Annotated in this window: 12 protein-coding genes and 1 other RNA gene; 5 read left to right on the forward strand and 8 right to left on the reverse strand. The window is 44.9% G+C overall.

Annotation, left to right across the window (positions count from 1 at the left end; genetic code table 11):
• Nucleotides 1-92: 92 nt before the first annotated feature.
• The 5 genes from EHV08_RS01970 to EHV08_RS01990 form a co-directional block, all read right to left on the reverse strand.
• Nucleotides 93-1,919 (reverse strand): YgiQ family radical SAM protein, encoded by a 1,827-nt coding sequence (locus tag EHV08_RS01970; protein ID WP_126677754.1) that lies wholly within the window; start codon nucleotides 1,917-1,919, stop codon nucleotides 93-95.
• A gap of 5 nt (nucleotides 1,920-1,924) precedes the next feature.
• Nucleotides 1,925-2,230, reverse strand: coding sequence for a hypothetical protein (locus EHV08_RS01975; protein WP_126677755.1), 306 nt, complete (start codon nucleotides 2,228-2,230; stop codon nucleotides 1,925-1,927).
• Between the two features lie 89 nt (nucleotides 2,231-2,319).
• Nucleotides 2,320-5,004, reverse strand: a complete 2,685-nt coding sequence (locus EHV08_RS01980) for a golvesin C-terminal-like domain-containing protein (protein WP_238987988.1) — start codon at nucleotides 5,002-5,004, stop codon at nucleotides 2,320-2,322.
• Nucleotides 5,004-5,558, reverse strand: a complete 555-nt coding sequence (locus EHV08_RS01985) for a 1-acyl-sn-glycerol-3-phosphate acyltransferase (protein ID WP_126677756.1) — start codon at nucleotides 5,556-5,558, stop codon at nucleotides 5,004-5,006. Before EHV08_RS01985 ends, EHV08_RS01980 begins: the two co-directional genes overlap by 1 nt.
• A gap of 7 nt (nucleotides 5,559-5,565) precedes the next feature.
• A complete protein-coding gene (locus tag EHV08_RS01990) occupies nucleotides 5,566-5,838 on the reverse strand; it encodes a hypothetical protein (protein WP_126677757.1) in 273 nt (90 codons plus the stop codon).
• 225 nt (nucleotides 5,839-6,063) lie between these two features.
• Here EHV08_RS01990 and EHV08_RS01995 point away from each other — a divergent pair, with 225 nt between their 5' ends.
• Entirely contained in the window at nucleotides 6,064-7,704 is a 1,641-nt protein-coding gene (locus EHV08_RS01995; RefSeq protein ID WP_126677758.1) for a diphosphate--fructose-6-phosphate 1-phosphotransferase, read from the forward strand.
• A 127-nt stretch (nucleotides 7,705-7,831) separates the two neighbouring features.
• Nucleotides 7,832-8,635, forward strand: a complete 804-nt coding sequence (locus EHV08_RS02000) for a glycoside hydrolase family 25 protein (RefSeq protein ID WP_126677759.1) — start codon at nucleotides 7,832-7,834, stop codon at nucleotides 8,633-8,635.
• 5 nt (nucleotides 8,636-8,640) lie between these two features.
• On the opposite strand, the gene prmA is transcribed toward EHV08_RS02000, so the two are convergent.
• Complete coding sequence (gene prmA / locus EHV08_RS02005) at nucleotides 8,641-9,522, reverse strand: 50S ribosomal protein L11 methyltransferase (RefSeq protein ID WP_126677760.1); 882 nt, start codon at nucleotides 9,520-9,522, stop codon at nucleotides 8,641-8,643.
• Between the two features lie 178 nt (nucleotides 9,523-9,700).
• On the opposite strand from prmA, the gene EHV08_RS02010 reads away from it, so the two are divergent.
• A complete protein-coding gene (locus EHV08_RS02010) occupies nucleotides 9,701-10,723 on the forward strand; it encodes a hypothetical protein (RefSeq protein WP_126677761.1) in 1,023 nt (340 codons plus the stop codon).
• A 43-nt stretch (nucleotides 10,724-10,766) separates the two neighbouring features.
• On the forward strand, nucleotides 10,767-12,389 hold the full coding sequence (locus EHV08_RS02015; protein ID WP_126677762.1) for a hemin receptor: 1,623 nt from the start codon (nucleotides 10,767-10,769) through the stop codon (nucleotides 12,387-12,389).
• A gap of 254 nt (nucleotides 12,390-12,643) precedes the next feature.
• On the opposite strand, the gene EHV08_RS02020 is transcribed toward EHV08_RS02015, so the two are convergent.
• Both EHV08_RS02020 and rnpB read right to left on the reverse strand, forming a co-directional pair.
• On the reverse strand, nucleotides 12,644-13,051 hold the full coding sequence (locus EHV08_RS02020; protein ID WP_126677763.1) for a YkvA family protein: 408 nt from the start codon (nucleotides 13,049-13,051) through the stop codon (nucleotides 12,644-12,646).
• 62 nt (nucleotides 13,052-13,113) lie between these two features.
• An RNA gene (rnpB, locus tag EHV08_RS02025) (RNase P RNA component class A) lies at nucleotides 13,114-13,510 on the reverse strand.
• Nucleotides 13,511-14,119: 609 nt separating this feature from the next.
• Between rnpB and ileS the strand changes: the two genes are divergently transcribed.
• The gene (gene ileS / locus EHV08_RS02030) at nucleotides 14,120-17,704 is read left to right on the forward strand and encodes an isoleucine--tRNA ligase (protein WP_126677764.1); all 3,585 of its coding nucleotides are present in this window, start codon (nucleotides 14,120-14,122) and stop codon (nucleotides 17,702-17,704) included.
• The last annotated feature ends 15 nt before the right edge of the window (nucleotides 17,705-17,719 follow it).

Below are 17,719 nucleotides of genomic sequence, written 5' to 3' on the forward strand. Positions count from 1 at the left end.
TCTTCTGTCGGAGCCGAGCGGAGCGTTGAGCGAAGAAAGTTTGAATTATAAACAACTTGGATTAACATCGCTCAACGCTCAACTTTCATCGCTCAACGTTTCTTGCTGTATAATTCCTTCACGAGGTCTTGTCTGCCTATGCGTCGCAATTCTTTTTCTATATTTCGGCGTTCTTCAGGTTTATACCAGAAGAAGAATTGTCGCTGTGCGAGTTTCTCTCGCGGTGTCTTTGCACTGAATACAGGTTCGAGGGTGTATGGGTCGTAGCCGGTGTACCATGTCTCGGTGGCAATGGTCATCGGTGTGGGGGTGAAGTCTTGCACCTGTTCGAGATGGAAATCAAGTCTTTTGGTAAGCACGGCGAGTTCTGCCATATGCTCTTCGCGGCATCCCGGATGCGAACTTATAAAATAAGGAATGAGTTGTTGGCGCAAGTTCTCTTCGCGGTTTATTTTGTCGAACACCCGCTTGAATCGGTCGAAGAGTTGGAAATTTGGTTTGCGCATGAGTCTCAGGACATCGTCTGAAGTATGTTCCGGTGCCACTTTCAGTCGGCCGCTCACATGCTTGCAAATCAGTTCGCGGGTATATTGTTTTGCTGATTCGTTAGTTTTTTCATCTTTTGAATTATGCAACAGTAGGTCATATCTCACTCCACTGCCGATAAAACTCTTCTTAACCTGTGGCAAAGCATCCACAGCATGATAGATGTTCAGCAGTTTTGAATGGTCGGTATTCAGATTCGGACACACGGCAGGGTGTATGCACGATGGTCGTTTGCATTTCTCACACGCATTCTGGTTACGCCCTTTCATTCCGTACATGTTGGCAGATGGGCCACCGAGGTCAGACAGATAGCCTTTGAAGTCGGGCAGTTTTACTACCTCCTTAACCTCTTTCAGAATACTCTCCTTTGAACGGCACACTACGAATTTGCCTTGATGTGCCGATATGGTGCAGAACGCGCAGCCACCAAAACATCCTCTGTGTAGGTTCACCGAGTGTTTTATCATTTCGTATGCAGGTATGCGCTTGTTCTTATATTTCGGATGGGGGAGACGTGTATAAGGCAGGTCGAACGAAGCATCGAGTTCTTCGGTGGTCATCGGCGGGTATGGCGGATTTACCACGACATACACGTTTCCGACTTTCTGTATCAGTCTTTGCGCGTGCATCTTGTTCGATTCTTCCTCTATGTGCATATAGTTTTCTGCCTCTGCCTTCTTGTTTTGCAAACATTCCTCGTGTGAATGTAGCACAATATCGTCAGCGTTGATACCATCTGGTATCTCATCTTTCTTGGCGAGAAACACCGTCTGTGGCAGTTCGCGGAGTTCTCTTACATCTCTTCCCGAAGCAATTTCTTCGGCTATTTTCACTATGGTCTTCTCGCCCATGCCGTAACTCAGCAGGTCGGCATTGCTGTCGCACAAGATGCAACGGCGCAAACGGTCTTGCCAGTAGTCGTAGTGGGTGAGTCGTCTCAGTGATGCTTCGATGCCTCCTATTATGACAGGCACATCGGGATAAAGTTCTTTCAGTATCTTTGAATATACCACCGTAGGGTATTCCGGGCGACAGTCGTGCCTGCCGTCGGGACTATAAGCATCTTCGGAACGTAACCGTTTGTTGGCAGTATATTTATTCACCATCGAGTCCATGCAGCCCGGAGATATTCCGAAGAACAATCTCGGGCGGCCAAGTTTTTTGAAGTCGCGATAGTCGCCGTGCCAGTCGGGCTGCGGAACTATGGCCACTCGATAGCCTTTACTCTGCAACACACGCCCAATTACCGCCGCTCCGAATGAGGGGTGGTCAACGTATGCATCGCCGGAGAAAAGGATTACGTCTGCAACATCCCAACCAAGGAGTTGCATCTCTTTCTTTGTAGTAGGAAGAAAATCGGTGAGTTGCGGCATTTGCGTTATTGCTCGTCCTCTCCTTTCTTCGTTTGTTCGATATAAAGCAGCAAGAGATTGTGCAGCCCGATAGCCTTCATATTCGGATTATATAATACGTCAAGACACAGGTCGAGCAGGCTCTTGTCTGCCGCAGGTTGTGCTCCCAGAATGGAACGCACGTTCAGTCGCAGTTTTTCGAGCACAGTCTCGTCTATTATTCCGTTACTATCGACGAGGTTTTTAAGCAGTGAGTATCTCTCTATTGTTTGCAGGTGTTCCTCGGTTACTTCTATGTTTCTTGTTCCCGAGGCATTTGCTTGTATCTTCATTGTTTCCAAGTTATTGTTTACTAAAATACGTCAGTATGTGCCATGATTACGTTATCGGCACTCACATACTCTACAATTCTATGATGTTTCTAATTTTTCATAAGGAATGATAGTATTCCTCTCATCACCGCATTGCGCTTAGAGTGAGATTTTATGCACTCGAACGGGAAGCCCATTACGAACGACTTGTAGTCGCGTCCGTCGTATGCTATGCTTGCGCCACGTCCGTCACCATACAGCAATGCACAAAAAGCAGAGCCTACGGGGTGAAGAACATCGGGCGATGTGGCGGCGTAATGGTCTTCGTTGATGGTGCGGTAGATGTCGAATGATGTGCCCATACCCGTGATATTGGTATAGTTGCGTGACGGTGTTTCACCGTTATAGTCCACTTTGAGCACGTTATTAAGGAAGTTTCTTTCGCTTTCTGATGTCATGTCAGAGGCTATATATGAACCGCTTACGAGCAGTCTGCCGCCACTGCGGGTGTATTCTGTCAGTAAGCGTTGCATGTTTTTACTGAATGTCTTATATGGTACGAACGAGTAACCATCGTCTTTTTCAAGTCCGAGTAGCAAATCTACGCAGTAATAATTGTCAAGATTAACCACTCCATTTTCCACAGCCGTGCTCGAACAACTTGCCACATTATATTTACCTGCTGACATAATGGCCTCTGCATGGGTTGTGGTATAGTTGAAATCGTTGCCCGCAATGAATTTACCTTGCAGTTCGTTGCCGCTGAATCCCAATCCCGATGAACTTATAACGCCGATATTGCTCTTGTCGAAAGCCGTTTGTGCTCCGCACCAACCGGCTGTCGGGCCGTATGTAACACCCGGGTCGGCGTTCATGTCGAAGCCCTGCTCGCTTGCGGTTTCATGGATTGCCGGTGACGAAAGTCTGTGAAATCCGTTCACAATCATAATCGTGCGCGTTGCTCCCTCATGACAAACGGCCGACAACTGTTCGGTTGGGAAACTTTCGCCACCCTTGTTTACCGCCGTTACTCGGAAATTATAGAGAATTTCCGGTTGCAGTTCCATTTGGCATGAGTTGCCTCTTACCGGTTGTCCGTTATCGAAATCGCCTCCCGATAATGATGTGTAAAGCATGTATGAAGTAGGTTTCGCCGAAGATTCTTGCGGGTCGTTTACCGGATTCCAACTGAGTCTTACCTTGTTCTTGTCAATGAAACGTATGTTGAAATTGGTGGGAGCCAACGGTTGTACCACGTATGACGTGTTGTGCATGTTGGCAACAAACCTTAGAATGGTTTTGTATATTGATCGTGCGAAGACGAATTTGAAGTTCGGGTCTTGTCCATACTTCATGTCGGGAAAACTCTGATGAGATAGAGTTTCAAGTATGGCAGAGGGAACTTCGGGCAGTCTGCTCTCTGAGTAGTTGCGGTCATAGACTTTGCGGGCAGTCCATGAACCGAACTTATTACTGAGATCGCGCTGCGAATCGTGTAATAGCGATGTGGCGAAATTTTTGGAATGGTTTCTTGATATTCCCGAATTGAGCACTCCGTCGTGATATTCGGTAGTGCATATTGTCAACGTTCCGAATACAGATGAATAGTCGTTGTGATAGCCGGCATCACTATGTACGGCAAGCGAGAGTTCGATAGGAACTTTCAGTCCGCTGAGACCGGGCACATAACACGACCCACCGGCCAACCAGTTGGTCATTCTTGAGCGCGTGTTGATGTCGTCCGTATAATCGTCTTGTCCTTCCTTTGCGTTATAAACGCTTGTCGGTGCGCCCGACCATTGCGCATTATATCGTGAGCCTTCGAGACATCGCGGCAGTCCGCTTGTCATTCCTGCTCGTTGTATGTTACCCATTCCGCCTCCGAAACGTATGGCATCCGATGTAACCACGCCATTCTTGTCGCTCACGTTGGTAACAACGACGCAGTTTCTTTGCGAACAACCCTGCTCGAAACCGAATGTGCCGAGATATACCCAAGTGCCTCCACCCATCTTCTGATTTACGTGGAATACGGTCTTTCTGCCTTTATGATAGACTATGTATTCGGCATCGTCTATACTGTTGGGTAGGGTAGCATAACTTACATACACCGCATACCGCCCTTCTTTTGGGATGTTAGGCTTGTATGTTATCAGGCTTTGGTTCTTGCGGTTTGATGTTCGTGCCACTCTTACGGTTCCTTCAAGGAAAGGATTCTCACCGTTTGTATATTCTCTTCTACGCGAGGCGAAGCCTGTTGTGCCGGCATCATGCCATGTGCGGTGTCCGTTTGTCTCGGTGTATTGAGGCTGCTTGGTGCGGTCGTCGTTGTCAATAACCACCTCATTGCGTTGCCAGTCGCGCTCTCTCGATGTGAACACCGTTGCTCCGGCGTTCTCAAGCATCGGTATGAGGTAAGGAATGACTATGGTTTGGGTGAACAAATCTTCTGTTGTGCAGAATAGTTCGGGTCGCTGCCATTTCCATCTGTCCTTTCCGCGGTCGTAGTATCTGCCGTGGCTTGGTGTCACCGAGAGGTGGCGATTTGCCAATCCTTCGGTTATGCGGATAGGTTTTGACATATTTCTAACCCATTGCTCACCAGAATATTCCACTCCCCAGTTAGAGTTACTGTGCCTATATTCGCGCTTCGCTGAGCCTATCGGAGCCTCAGATTCCGATGGCAGGTTGGAGCGCATATTTACTTTGGGTTGTTGTTGGAAGAATATTCTTTGTGAACCACATCCGGCAAATAATGCCCAAACAATGACGATATACAGGTATTGTTTCTTCATTATATTTCTCCTATACTGAAAAGTTCGGGTCTTTTGCCCTTGAAATCTTTATAGTAAAGTTTTATTTCGCGCATCTGAGCATCCACATCACCGTTGGGTATTATGGTTTTTGTGCATTGTATCAGTTTCTTCTGATAGTCAACCGCATATAGCAATATAGGGATTTCTGCCTTATGGGCAATGAAATAGAATCCTTTTTTCCAGTCAGGGTTCTTCGAGCGTGTTCCCTCCGGAGTGATGCAGAGACTGAACGTGTTTTCTTTCTTTGCCGTTTCCGCGATATTGTCTGTAAGGCTCGACTTCTTGCTGCGCCATACAGGTATTCCTCCGATTTTCTTTAATAACACACCGAGTGGCCCTACAAACCACTCTTTCTTCATCATGAAATTAGATTTCATACCCTCGGCTCTCATATAGAGTTGTCCTAAAATGAAATCCCAGTTGCTGGTATGCGGTGCCAGACAGATTATGTATTTATCGGGGTGGGTTTCGGTTACGTTTTTTTTCCACCCCATTTGTCTATATAATAGCCATCGGCAAAACTTTTCTGTCATCTTTGTGTTATCCTAAATTACATATATTGTCAATGACTTCGTCAACACTTTTATCGAAATCATTTCGTAAATGGTTGTAATAAGACTTGGCTGTCATTCCCGGTTCTGGATGGGAAATGCGCCTTACGAAATCGTTATTTATGTTTATTATTGAGGCGAGTATGATGTTAACATGTTCATTGTCAGGCTTCCCGTTGTATAAAGACGATGCGATGCACTCTGCAAACAAATTTTCGCATACGTTGTTGATAGCCTTTTTCAGATTCCTCTTATTTGCCATGATTAGATGCTCCTTTCCTTATTAAATTCTTATTCTTTGTAATATCAATATTGCAAATATAGTTATTTTTTGAATATTGCAAGCATTTTGCTGAAAAAAAAAACTTAAAAAGGTTTATTTCAACCTCTTTTCTTTCTCCGTGTCATAAAAAAACAGTATTTTTGCATTCAGATTTAGATTATAGATAAAAGGAAATATATTAAAGGATTAATTATTCAGGTAAAGATGAAAAAAAATGTATTGCAGCAAGCGCGCGCTGCTTATTTGCCCAAGTTGCCTAAAAGTCTTCAAGGCACAGTTAAGGTAAAAGAAGGTAAGCCAACTCAAAGTGTTGACAATCAGGAGGAAATTAAGGAACTCTTCCCGAACACATACGGAATGCCACTCATTGAGTTTGAGAGTAGCAAGCCATCAAAAATGGCTAAGATGAATGTGGGCGTAATCCTTTCGGGGGGTCAGGCTCCGGGAGGTCATAACGTTATCACAGGTCTTTTTGATACCATAAAGAGACTTAATCCGGAGAACAGACTCTTTGGTTTTATTCTCGGTCCCAGCGGATTTGTTGATCATGATTATATCGAAATAACTGAAGAACTCGTTGAAGATTACCGTAATACCGGTGGTTTCGATATGATTGGTTCCGGACGTACAAAACTTGATAAAGAAGAACAATTTGAAAAAGGGTATGAAATAGTCCGCGAACTCGACATAAAGGCCATTGTAATAATAGGTGGCGATGACTCTAATACCAACGCATGTATATTGGCCGAGTATTATGCAGCCAAGAATTATGGCGTTCAGGTGATAGGTTGTCCTAAGACAATCGACGGCGACCTGAAGAACGACCAGATAGAAACCTCATTCGGTTTCGACACAGCATGCAAGACGTATTCTGAACTTATAGGAAACATTGAGCGCGATTGTAACTCTGCGAGAAAGTACTGGCACTTCATAAAAGTAATGGGTCGTTCGGCTTCTCACATCGCTCTTGAGTGTGCATTGCAGACCCAGCCTAACATCTGTCTTATTTCAGAGGAGGTAGAAGCACAAGACCTTACACTTGATGATGTTGTAACATATATCGCAAACTCTGTTGCACGCCGTGCAGAGAAGGGTGAGAATTTCGGTACGGTGATTATCCCGGAAGGACTCATCGAGTTTATCCCGGCCATTAAAAACCTCATTTCCGAACTTAACGATGTGCTCGCTATGCCGGGAGCACACCTTATCAGTCGTATCGAACAGATTGACTTCGTTAAGCAGCAGATTTCCGATGAGAACCTTGCAGTGTTCAACTCGTTGCCTACGAGCGTGGCGCATCAGTTGGCACTCGACCGCGACCCGCATGGTAATGTGCAGGTAAGTCTCATTGAGACAGAGAAACTGTTGTCCTCGATGGTTGCTACCAAACTTGAGCGTTGGCGCAAAACCGGTATGTTCAACGGACAGTTTGCTACCCAGCACCATTTCTTCGGATATGAAGGACGTTGCGCTGCGCCTTCAAACTTCGATGCAGACTATTGCTATGCACTCGGTACGAGCGCGGCTCAACTTATTGCCAACGGCAAGACAGGATACATGGCAATCGTTAAGAACACTACTGCTCCGGCTGAAGAATGGATTGCAGGCGGTGTGCCTATTACGATGATGATGAACATGGAACGTCGTAACGGAAAGAGAAAGCCTGTGATACGCAAGGCACTTGTTGACCTTGAGGGAGTACCTTTCAAGACTTTCGCAGAGCAACGTGGCGAGTGGTCAAAGAACACATGCTTCATATATCCGGGTCCGATACAGTATTGGGGACCGACGGAGGTGTGCGACCAGCCAACGATGACTCTTGCACTTGAGCAAGGAAAACTTTAATACTCTTTGTTTGTGATTGGGAAAAAGGATGTTGTCATTATGCCGAAAAGTTATGATGTGTTTGCTTCTAATACGATAAAGCAGATATCACATTTTCCCAATCACAAACTTTTTTTATTAATGAAGCATGAATACCACACGACGTTATCATAAAAAAAAGAAGAAATCATTACTCGGCCGGATGCCCGCATGGTCATGGTGGCTTGGCGGTTTCTTGGTCGTTGTGGTTTATATTGCTGCTTTCTATTATTTCTTTATCAGTCCATACAGTTTTCGCTGGCGGGCAATATATGGTGAGGCCGACTATCCCGAAGGATATGAAATACACGGAATAGACATCAGTCACTATCAAGGACGAATCAACTGGAAAGACCTTCAAGAGGCAACAATACAAGGACATCCCGTGCGGTTTGTAATAATGAAAGCCACCGAAGGTTCGTCGCGCATCGACAAAACGTTCGTGTCTAATTTCTATAATGCCCGCGAGCATGGATTCATACGTGGAGCATATCATTTCTGGAGCAATAAGTCAAGTCCGCGAGAGCAGGCACAATTCTTTCTGAAGAACGTGAATCTGCTTGAAGGAGACTTGCCCCCTGTGCTTGATGTGGAGCACAAACCGAAGAACGTTTCGACCGAGGAATTCCAGCGTGACGTGCTCACATGGTTGCATATCGTGGAAGACAAATACCATGTGAAGCCAATCATATACACCTATTATAAGTTCAAAATGGAGTATCTTAACACGGACGTGTTTGAAGACTATCCGTATTGGATAGCCCATTATTACGTGGATAAGGTAGAGTATAACGGCCCTTGGAAGTTCTGGCAGCACACCGATGCGGGCAGGTTGCCGGGCATTAACGGCAATGTTGATTTGAATATATACAACGGCAGTTATTATGACCTGCGGCAACTTACGATAGATTAGTCGGCTTACGACTTCAATACAATCATCGCCCAGCCATTCTCGGTCTTTTTCTCGTTGAATGTCATTCCCATGTTTTCTGCCTTGTCAACGATCATTTTTATGTCGTCTTCATAAAATCCGCTTAGAATCATCATTCCGCCCGATGCGAGAACCTCCTTGAATTTGGGTATGTCGGCAATTAGGATGTTACGGTTGATGTTTGCTATTATAATGTCAAAGACACCCGAAACATGGGTCAGTACGTTCGCATCGCCGAGCAAAATCTCTATATTTTCTCCCACTCCGTTCAGTTCGGCATTGTGTTCTGTGTTTCTTACGCTCCATTCGTCAATGTCGTAACCGGTCACTCTGGCAGCCCCTTGTTTTGCTGCGAGTATAGACAATATACCTGTTCCGCATCCGCAATCGAGTACGCGCTTTCCTTCAATGTCTGATTTTAACATGGTGCTGACAATCATCCGTGTCGTCTCATGATTGCCCGTACCGAACGCCTGCTTGGCATCAATCATGATGTTGATCATGCCTTCTGTCGTGTCAGGGCAGTTAACAGTGTCGTGTATAATGCACAGATTGTCTATGTTGATAGGTTCGAAACCTTCGTTTTCCCATGTCTCGTTCCAGTTCTTGTCTTCCGCCTCTCCGTATGAATACTCTATCCTTATATTATATAGGGGAAAGTCCGTGAGACAATCGTCAAGAGTATTCTTGTGGAACATTTCTTCAAGGATATATCCTTTCATCCCATTATCGGTTTCAACGAAACTGTCGAACCCGATTTCTCCTGCAAGTGAAGCGGTGATGTCGCGTGCCGTGGTTAGTGTATGCTGGTCGCTGATAAGCCCTTTTTCTTCATCGTAGAAAACAAAAACAACCTCAATGTATTTCATTATATTATTATTTTTTTTAGTCAAAACGTTAAATTCCGAGTGCAAATATACAAAAAATAGGGAAAAACCTACCATGCTTTAGGGTTTTTCCGTACTTTTGCAAGTAAAATACATCTATTTTTGCATGTGTGGTAATGTGTATATGCCATGAATTTGAATAAACATAAACAAAATAAATATGAAGAAGTTGATTTTCTTAACACTGATTGCCGGTCTTATACCGATAGCAATACAGGCGCAAAACGATGATTTGTATTTTACGCCCAGCAAGAATGTGGATAAGCAAACCACTCCACGTTCTAATGAACGGTCAAAGGTGTCTTCTGACTATTATAGCGGTTCGCTAAGAGATGTGGACGAGTATAACAGGCGGCCGGTACATAGTTATTATGAAACCACGTCTAAAGATTCCCTTGGTAACGACATAATCGAGTTCCATTCAGGATTGGAAGATGAAAAGTACATAACCTCCGATTCTGAATATGATATGGAGTCTGAATATGCTTACAGCCGTCGCATGAGTCGTTTTGACGATTATCTATGGCACTATCCGTGGCATGGTGGTTATTATGACTACTATGGCTACTATCCTTATTGGTATTTGCGCAGAGGAGGTTATTTCAGATGGTACGGATATTATGGACTGTATGACCCGTTCTTTTATGATTGGCGTTATCCTTATGGCTACTGGTATTACCCTTACGGAAGATATCATCGTTATTATGACGGTTGGTATTCTTCTTGGTATGGCAACTGGTATGGCGGCGGTTATTATCCTTACTATGGCAGTTATTATGTCCGTTATAGGAATGATAATGGTATTGCCGGTCGTGGAACAGGCTCGGGTGGAGGCGGACATCGTGGCAGTTTCTCCGGAAGCAGGCGCGGAACGTCTTCTGTAAATGTTGGTCACGGTTCTCGCTCGGGCAGAAATGGATCGTTCGGAACACGCCGTCCTTCTTCTTATTCCAACGACTCTTATAACGGAAATAGTTCTCGCAATGGCTCGCTCGAGACTAACAACCGCATTGACAACGGCTCGTTCGGATTTGGTACGAGTAGCCGTGGCGGCACACGAGATAACAACAATAACGGTTCTCGCGGTTCATTCAATGGTGGCAGCCGTAGTGGCGGTGGCTCTTTTGGTGGCGGTAGTCGAAGTGGTGGCGGTGGTGGTGGCCATTTCGGCGGACGCAGATAGCCCCGCTTATTTATCAATGGAAAAATAAAAAATACAGATAATTATGAAAAAAATAATTTATGTGTCTTTGCTATTTGCAATGTCTTTACCTGCAATGGCACAGGAGACTTATGAGAATGCAAACATTGCCACGGAAGATCTCAACGGAACAGCACGATATGTTGGTATGGGTGGAGCAATGGAAGCACTCGGAGCCGACATCTCTACAATGTCAACAAACCCTGCCGGAATCGGACTTTTCCGTCGTCCTGTAATAAGTGTTTCGGCCGGTTTTATCAGTCAGCAGGATGCAAGAAAATTCGATTTCGGTAATACTTCGCACGCAAGTTTTGACCAGATAGGTTTGGTATATACAGCCAAATCAGGCAAAACGTCTTACTTGAACATTGGTTTCAATTATCATAAGAGTCGCGATTTCAACTATATCCTTAACACTGTTGGAAAACTCAACGGTGCTTCGCAGAACAAACTCTCGTATCTTAAACAGGCAGAAGAGGTGTTCTATCCTAAGGGAAGTCTCGACAAGGGTATTCATGGCTATGATGCCAATGGTAAAAATGCGTCAACCTTCAGCCAGATAGACTACCTGTATTATAATGCAATGTTGACTCGTGAGATTAAGGAAGGCGGAAAAACCGTGCTCGATTTCAACCCGTACGATGCCACTGGTTTCACAATGGATCGTGCTAACAAGGGATATGTGGGAGAATATGACTTCAACATAAGTTCAAATCTTAACGACCGTGTCTATCTCGGTATGTCAATCGGATTTTATGATGTGCATTACAATAACTATAGCGAATATGCCGAGCGTATAGGAAGCGGCAATGTCGTTATCGGAGACGAACGCCAAATCACCGGAACAGGATTCGATGTGAAATTCGGAGCAATCTTTCGACCGATAGAGTTTTCACCATTCCGCATTGGTGTCTTCATCGCATCGCCTAAGTATTATGACCTTAAAACCGTTAATAGCACCACTCTTAAAAATAATACGCCTTATGGTGCATACGATAAGGGCAGGGCAGGCGAGTCTTACGATTTCAAGTTCAACACCGCATGGCGATTTGGACTGTCTCTCGGACATACCGTTGGCAACTATCTTGCACTCGGAGCATCATACGAATTTTCCGATTACAGTGCTATGGACAACCGCATCATAGACGGTGAGGGATATGATTGGTGGTATGACACATATTATGAAACGAGTTCTTCAGACAGTGAAATGAACAGAAACACTGCCTATTCGCTTAAAGGTGTGAGCACACTGAAACTCGGATTGGAGTATAAGCCTGTACCGGAACTTGCCCTACGATTTGGATACAACTATGTAAGTCCGATGTATAATGTAAATGGTTTCAAGAACAGTACCTTACAATCGCCGGGTTCTTACTATGCTTCCACAACCGACTACACCAACTGGAAAGCGACAAACCGCATCACTTGTGGATTGGGTTATCAGGTTGGCAGCATGAATTTGGATATCGCTTATCAGTATAGTGCGCAAGATGGCGACTTCCACCCATTTATGGAATATTCAGGAAGTAGCAAGACTTTCACCAACAGTGTGACAGGAGAAACCATGAGTTACAACAACATTCCTGATGTTACAACTGTCAGCAACAAGCGTCATCAGGTTATAATGACACTTGGTTATAGATTCTGATAAGTAATGTGAATTTGAAAATTGTCAGTTTTCTGACCGAAAACCGACGAAAGTAAGTTTGAAAAATAGTAATGGATAATTGGCGATGTCGATGAGATTCGACTTGCCGATTATCCATTTACTTTTGTCATTTTCTTATAAATAAAAACACCTACAATTCCCTTTCCAAACATTATCTCTCCTTTATGGATAGATGTTTGGAAATGGATTGCTGTTTAATAGTGTGCTAAAAAAACGGGAATAGGGTTGGGAGATTATCCCTCGGTATATTGCTCCTTGTCGTTAAGGATATTGTCAACATCCTGCATCTCGTCCTCGTCGAACCAGAGTTTCATCTTGTTCTTGGCATTCACGCGAGCCTCGTCAGAAATGAGTGACCACACCTTTTTCAGTACATATACGAGCACTGCCATGTCATCGGCAAGACCGACGATAGGAATGGCATCGGGCATCATGTCGAGCGGACTGATAAGATAGCCCAGTGCGCCAATTATTATCGCCTTGTCAGTGCGCGACACCTTGTCGCTCTGTATCGTATAATAAAGCAGAAGTGAGCCATATACCAACTTACTTCCGGCACGTTTTGCTATGCGTTGCACCTTGTCGAGAAAGTCTCCGTTAGAGAATTTATCGGAGTATGACATAAAGTCGGGTAATTCCATTTTGTTCTTTTTTATTATTTATACACGATCTTTTTATTGTTTACAGGCTATGTTTCTAAAAAGAAAGCAGTGCCCCTATAAGCCGGGTTCTGTTCCGGCGGCATGATTGTCGCCGGTGCCTGTCATCTATCTAAAATGCGAGTCACCCCGCACCTCAAGCGTTCTACCCTCCGTCGGAGTTAGTCGGGCGGGCAACCCTCAACGACGGTTTACATGAACTTGCAGCCTCCAGTGAGCACAGCACGACGGTCACCCGCCGCCTGGTGGTCTCTTACACCACCTTCTCACCCTTACCTTGTCCTTGTCTTTTCAGCCAAACGGCATGGCGGTCATTCTCTTCTGCTCTTACTTGCTGTCGCCAACAACTTCTATTTTCGGAAGTGGAGCACCCTATGCTGCCCGGACTTTCCTCTTGTGTCATTGCATGAAGCGACACAAGCGACAGAGCCGGAACGCTGCTTTCGCTTGCAAAGTTAGCGGATTTTTTCTAAACCCACAAATATTCATATATTAATCAATGTTATATCTGATTTTTTTCAATCATCGATTGTCATTCATATCGTTATTAACAACCAACCAATTTGGCCGAAATTGCTGATCAAAATAGGCGATTTTGTTTTGCAAATTGGGCGAATTTACTTTGTAATTTGGGCGAAATTGTTTTTGATGATATTACGAAATGCGATAGTGAACGTGTTTAACTGTCTGTTTTCCAGATTGCTTTTGTGTTTTGGTAGGTTAAAGATGAAAAGCAACTTCTTGTTAGTGAACGTTTTGATGTGTCCGAAGAGTTTATTATATCTTCAAGTCTTACTGTCTTTGAATTATCTTTGCTTAATCATAAGCATTCGTTGTATTGTTTGTTACTGCAAATATAGTTCTTTTTGAAAAATTATTGTCTGTAATGTAAAACCGAGATGATACACTCGCTTTACATGTCGTAAAGGTGTCATGGTGTGGCTGTTGCGGTAATATTTGAGCGTTTTTTTTGGCAGTGTCGATAATTCTGCTTATCTTTGCACGTCTTAAAATGTAACATTATATTTTGATAAAAAGAACGTACAATATATGAAAATCAACGATAAGGCAAAGGCCACAAAAAGATTTGTTGAACACGCAGGTCTCGACTTGCATCAGACAAATGAGGATGTACTGAAGAAATGGAATGAAACAGATATGTTCATTCGCTCGATAGAAGAGCGTGAAGGCTGTCCGCAGTTTGTGTTCTTCGAGGGTCCTCCCTCGGCAAACGGGCATCCCGGAATACACCATGTGCTGGCACGCGCCATAAAAGATACTTTCAACAGATATAAGACAATGAAAGGATTCCAAGTGCATCGTAAGGCCGGATGGGACACCCACGGCCTGCCTGTGGAACTTGGAGTGGAAAAAGAACTCGGAATAACGAAGGCCGACATTGACAATCACGAGTCATCAAAATATATCTCTGTGGCAGATTATAATGGCAGATGTCGTGAGAACGTTATGAAGTTTACTGCCGAATGGCGCGAACTTACAGAGAAGATGGGCTATTGGGTTGACCTTGACAATCCGTACATTACATACGAAAACAAATACATAGAGACGCTTTGGTGGTTATTGAAACAACTCTATGACAAAGGACTTCTCTATAAAGGATATACCATACAACCGTATTCTCCGGCTGCCGGCACGGGACTTTCGAGTCACGAACTGAACCAACCCGGTTGCTATCGCGACGTGAAAGACACCACCGTGACGGCGCAGTTCGACATCATTGACCCGCGTCCGGAGATGACGAAATGGGGAAAACCGGTGTTCCTCGCATGGACGACGACACCTTGGACTTTACCATCAAATACCGCACTGTGCGTTGGTCCGAAGATTGACTACGTATGTGTGCAGACATATAACCCCTACAACGGCGAGAAAATTTCTGCTATAATGGCGGCGGCGCGTGTTGATGCCTATCTCAATCCGGACGGAGAGTATCTCAACCTCGATGAGTATAAGCAGGGAGATAAGGTCATTCCGTACCGTATCGTGGGGCATTATAAAGGTTCTGACCTCGTTGGAATGAAGTTCAGACAACTCATGCAATGGGTAAAACCGTCAGAAAAACTCGATGACAAATCGCCCGCTTTTGTGAAGAAAGCGGCAGAGGAGCGTCCTGACAGCGTATTCTCAATTGGTAATGACCGTTTCGTAGAGATGGAAAAGGAGGCTTTCCGTGTTATTCCTGGCGACTATGTCACAACAGAGGACGGTACGGGTATTGTACATATCGCTCCTACATTCGGTGCCGACGACCAGAAAGTGGCAAAGGCTGCTGGCGTACCATCACTCTTTATGATTACCGGCGATGGCGAGACACGCCCGATGGTTGACCTGCAAGGAAAATATTACGTGCGAGAGGAACTTGCAAATGAATTCATAGAGAAATGCCTTGTGACGGAAAAGTACTCCAAGCACGAGGGTGAATTTGTGAAGAACGCATACGCACCGGAGTTCAATATTGATGGAAAATACGATGAGGGGGCTGCAGCCAAGGCCGAAGATCTGAACATCGTGCTTTGCATAGAGATGAAACAGGCCGGAGAAGCATTCAGAATAGAGAAGCATGTGCATAACTATCCGCACTGCTGGCGTACCGATAAACCGGTGCTCTATTATCCGCTCGATTCTTGGTTTATCCGTTCTACGGCTTGCAAGGAGCGAATGGCGGAACTGAACAAAACCATTAACTGGAAACCGGAGTCAACAGGTACGGGACGTTTCGGCAACTGGCTTGAGAATCTGAACGACTGGAATCTGTCGCGTTCGCGTTTCTGGGGCACACCGCTTCCTATATGGCGCAACAAAGAATCGCGCGAGGAAATCTGCATCGGCAGTCTTGAGGAACTATATAATGAGATAGAAAAGAGTGTTGCTGCCGGTGTAATGAAGAGCAACCCGATGAAAGACAAGGGTTTTGTGCCGTGCGACTACTCGAAGGAGAACTACGACAGAATCGACATGCACCGTCCTTACGTTGACGATATAGTGCTCGTCAGTGCCACCGGACAGCCGTTGCACCGCGAGACAGACCTAATAGACGTTTGGTTTGACTCCGGTTCAATGCCATACGCGCAGGTTCATTATCCGTTTGAGAACAAAGACGTGATAGACCAAAAACTGGCTTATCCTGCCGATTTCATCAACGAGGGTGTTGACCAGACACGCGGTTGGTTCTTCACACTGCATGCCATTGCAACGATGGTGTTTGACAGTGTGGCGTTCAAGAATGTTATTTCGACAGGTCTTGTGCTCGATGCGAAAGGCATTAAGATGTCTAAACATATCGGCAACGTTGTAAACCCGTTCTCCGAGATAAAGAAAAACGGAGCCGATGCTGTGCGCTTCTATATGATGACAAATACCCAACCTTGGGACAATCTGAAATACGACCCGAAGGGAGTGGAGGAAATAAACCGTAAGTTCTTCGGCACTCTGTTCAACACTTATTCTTTCTTCTGTCGTTATGCAAATGTCGATGGCTTCGATTATTCGCAGGCTGAGATTCCGGTAAGTGAACGTCCGGAGATTGACAGGTGGATTCTCTCCGAACTGAACTCTCTAATCATCGGTGTGGATGAGGCCATGAGCGACTTTGAACCCACGAAGGCAGGACGAATGATAGATAAGTTCGTTAATGATGACCTTAGCAACTGGTATGTCCGTCTTAATAGAAAACGCTTCTGGGGAGCAGAAACCTCGAAAGATAAGATTGCGGCTTATCAGACACTTTACGCATGTCTGGAGACCGTGGCGAAACTGCTCGCTCCGTTCGCACCGTTCTATGCCGACCAACTCTATACCGACCTTGTCAGCGTGACAGGTCGTGAGGATGTCGATAGCGTGCATCTTTCAAAGTTCCCGCAGCCGATAGGAGAAACCGATGTAGATCTTGAAGAGCGCATGCGCATAGCACAGAAAATAACATCTATCGTTCTTGCGTTGAGAAGAAAGGTTAATATAAAGGTTAGACAACCGCTTAGTCAGATAATGATACCTGCCGTTGATGCAGAACAGCAGCAACGTATAGAGGCAGTGAAAGACCTTATACTGAGCGAGGTAAATGTTAAGGAACTGCATTTCGTTGAAGGTCAGGGCGTTCTTGTCAAGAGAGTGAAGTGTAACTTCAGAACAATGGGCAAGAAGTTCGGCAAACTTATGAAAGGAATTGCCGCAGAAATGTCGGCACTCGGACAGGAAGATATTGCACGCCTTGAGAACGAAGGCAGCATCACTCTCAACATTCAGGGAGAGCAGACTGTTGTTGACCTTGCCGATGTAGAGGTGGTTAGCGAGGATATCCCGGGCTGGCTCGTAAGCAACGAAGGAAACCTTACGGTGGCTCTCGATGTAGAACTGACTGAAGAACTGCGTCAGGAGGGTATGGCACGCGAACTTATCAACCGTATTCAGAATATCAGAAAAGATAGCGGATTTGAGATAACAGACCGTATAAATGTAACAATCGCACCAAACGAGAATACTGATGCTGCGGTAAAGAACTTCGGTGACTACATCGCTTCACAGGTTCTTGCCGACAATATCATCATTGCCGGAAACGATGCTGCAGAGGTTGATTTCGATAGTTTCGTTCTGAATATCAAAGTGGAAAAGATATAATTTCATTAATACTAT

Source organism: Prevotella koreensis (assembly GCF_003977605.1).
Lineage (GTDB): Bacteria > Bacteroidota > Bacteroidia > Bacteroidales > Bacteroidaceae > Prevotella > Prevotella koreensis.

Coding starts and splice junctions, on each gene's coding strand:
- ileS (WP_126677764.1), top strand. CDS start 14,120: ATGAAAATCAACGATAAGGCAAAGGCCACAAAAAGATTTGTTGAACAC.
- EHV08_RS02020 (WP_126677763.1), bottom strand. CDS start 13,051: ATGGAATTACCCGACTTTATGTCATACTCCGATAAATTCTCTAACGGA.
- EHV08_RS02015 (WP_126677762.1), top strand. CDS start 10,767: ATGAAAAAAATAATTTATGTGTCTTTGCTATTTGCAATGTCTTTACCT.
- EHV08_RS02000 (WP_126677759.1), top strand. CDS start 7,832: ATGAATACCACACGACGTTATCATAAAAAAAAGAAGAAATCATTACTC.
- EHV08_RS01975 (WP_126677755.1), bottom strand. CDS start 2,230: ATGAAGATACAAGCAAATGCCTCGGGAACAAGAAACATAGAAGTAACC.
- EHV08_RS01970 (WP_126677754.1), bottom strand. CDS start 1,919: ATGCCGCAACTCACCGATTTTCTTCCTACTACAAAGAAAGAGATGCAA.
- prmA (WP_126677760.1), bottom strand. CDS start 9,522: ATGAAATACATTGAGGTTGTTTTTGTTTTCTACGATGAAGAAAAAGGG.
- EHV08_RS01990 (WP_126677757.1), bottom strand. CDS start 5,838: ATGGCAAATAAGAGGAATCTGAAAAAGGCTATCAACAACGTATGCGAA.
- EHV08_RS01995 (WP_126677758.1), top strand. CDS start 6,064: ATGAAAAAAAATGTATTGCAGCAAGCGCGCGCTGCTTATTTGCCCAAG.
- EHV08_RS01980 (WP_238987988.1), bottom strand. CDS start 5,004: ATGAAGAAACAATACCTGTATATCGTCATTGTTTGGGCATTATTTGCC.
- EHV08_RS02010 (WP_126677761.1), top strand. CDS start 9,701: ATGAAGAAGTTGATTTTCTTAACACTGATTGCCGGTCTTATACCGATA.
- EHV08_RS01985 (WP_126677756.1), bottom strand. CDS start 5,558: ATGACAGAAAAGTTTTGCCGATGGCTATTATATAGACAAATGGGGTGG.